The organism is Mesonia sp. K4-1, assembly GCF_008017825.1.
Taxonomy (GTDB): Bacteria; Bacteroidota; Bacteroidia; order Flavobacteriales; family Flavobacteriaceae; genus Mesonia.
Genome location: NZ_VRLS01000064.1, coordinates 1 through 1,881 on the forward strand (window position 1 = coordinate 1; position 1,881 = coordinate 1,881).

The 1,881-nt window shown below is 31.5% G+C and carries 3 protein-coding genes; all 3 read right to left on the reverse strand.

Annotated elements, in window-relative coordinates:
* Positions 1–196 precede the first annotated feature (196 nt).
* Positions 197–697, reverse strand: coding sequence for a hypothetical protein (locus FT986_RS11310; protein ID WP_147865156.1), 501 nt, complete (start codon positions 695–697; stop codon positions 197–199).
* A 143-nt stretch (positions 698–840) separates the two neighbouring features.
* Positions 841–1,191: a hypothetical protein gene (locus FT986_RS11315; RefSeq protein ID WP_147865157.1), complete on the reverse strand. Its 351-nt coding sequence runs from the start codon at positions 1,189–1,191 to the stop codon at positions 841–843.
* A complete protein-coding gene (locus FT986_RS11320; protein WP_255505951.1) occupies positions 1,192–1,764 on the reverse strand; it encodes a Panacea domain-containing protein in 573 nt (190 codons plus the stop codon).
* Between the last annotated feature and the right edge of the window lie 117 nt (positions 1,765–1,881).

The window sequence follows — 1,881 nt, forward strand, 5'->3', positions numbered from 1 at the left end:
ACTCTGATGGACCTACCATCATCTTATTTACAGCATTCAACCCTTTTATTGCCATGGTTGATTCTTGGCACACTATGAGTATTTGCGTGGTTTAGCACTAAACTTTGCAAGTACACACTAAACTGAAAATCCGCGAGGATTTTCAGAAGTAGGCGAGAACAAGCAATTACTTATAGCCATTGTTAGGCAACGTTTTTTAATCATCATATCTAAAATATAAAATGAAATCTGATTTTTGGCAACTTAAAAGTAGATATTGATAAAAAACACCAAGTTCGTTAAATTGATTTTCCAAACTGCTTTTCAGGTTTTCAATTTTATATATTTCGGTTATTTTCAGTATTGATTTGAGATGATTTACGAAATTCTGAATTTCACTTTCTTTTCTTGAATCATTAAGTTTTATATCTGTCAGGCTACCATTATTAAAAAACCAGCTTTGTAAAATACTTTTAAAGTCAATTTCAGATATTAATTCAAGTTCTATTTGTTGGTTTTCAAACACGTAAAATTCCTTTTTTAAAGTTTTGATTATATTTTCAGATTTGTAAAGTTCAATAATTTCGTATTCGTAATCTAAATTAGAATTTGGCCTGTTCAAATCAGAATATGTATGCAATACTCCTTTCAGATATTCAATTGAAGTTACCTGATATTCATTTGAGTCCTTAATTTGTATTCTATTTCTATAGTTCATTCAAATGTTGCCTAACGTCTCTGGCTATGGAACGTAAGGTGTTTTACGCTGTTGCCTTTCGGTTGTGATTGTTAAATTAATTTATGCTCTTGTTTAGGGTGAGCAATTTAACCCTTATGTTTTATAGCCGTTGTTGTGTGTAGTTATTTTTGTCCGTCTCTTTTTGGAAAAAGGTTTCTAAGAATTATTGTCATCATTCCAATAACATTTGCAGTAGTTGTTATTAGAAGTGTATTAAGCACGCTATCACTTAATTTGTAATTATTAGTATTACCAACTAAAAGAAGTAAAACAGCTAATAACCAAAATGCAATAATAATTGTAAATGCAATCGCTAAATTTTCTCTTAATATGGTCTCACCTCTAAATCGTTCCTCTTCTGGGGATATGTCTTTATTCCACTCTTTTTCATCAGATACTGCTTCATCAATATCTGCGTCTTTAAATTGGTCGGGATTATGGTCAGGAAGCCTATTTAGATTTAATTCAGCCAATTATTCAACAGGTTTTAATTTAGGTGAATAATGGTCTATGATGGAATCATCTGGTATTTCAGAGTTACAATCTCTACAATAAACTTCTCTCCAAGGTGTACCCTCAGCGTGAGTCATTGCACTCAATTCTACACCGTTATATTTTCCATATAAATCCCAAATTTTTTCTAGAAATTCAGAATCTTCTTTAGAAATAGTTTCCTCTTTATCATTCGGTAAGGGTTCTGAAACATTAATTTTGCCCTCTCTTTTAATTACTTTATATAAGGACGGAAAAACTGGCCCATATTTCCAAGCTTGCGCTTTTTCCAAGGTTAATGGTTTATTTTTTCCGTTTAGGGTTATATACCAACTATAAGCTAAATAAACCAATTTAATTAACTTCATAGAAGTTAGCTTGCCAAATTTGGCTTTTTCTTGTATAAAATAATTCGCTATTGTTGTCGGACTGTAAGCCATAATATTTTCTCCTCGATTTTGTATGTAAACGGTTTTTTCTTTAGTCCGTTCATTAATGTACAAAATTACAAATAATATTGTAGTGATTGTTAATGTAATTATTAAAACGTTCATTTTGTTATAATTACACACAACGTGTTTGTGATCGAGTAGGCAAAGGGAATTTCACCCTAAGCCTCTCACAGAACCGTGCTTGAAAGTCTCCCCTCACACGGCTCTTGTTGTACAAAT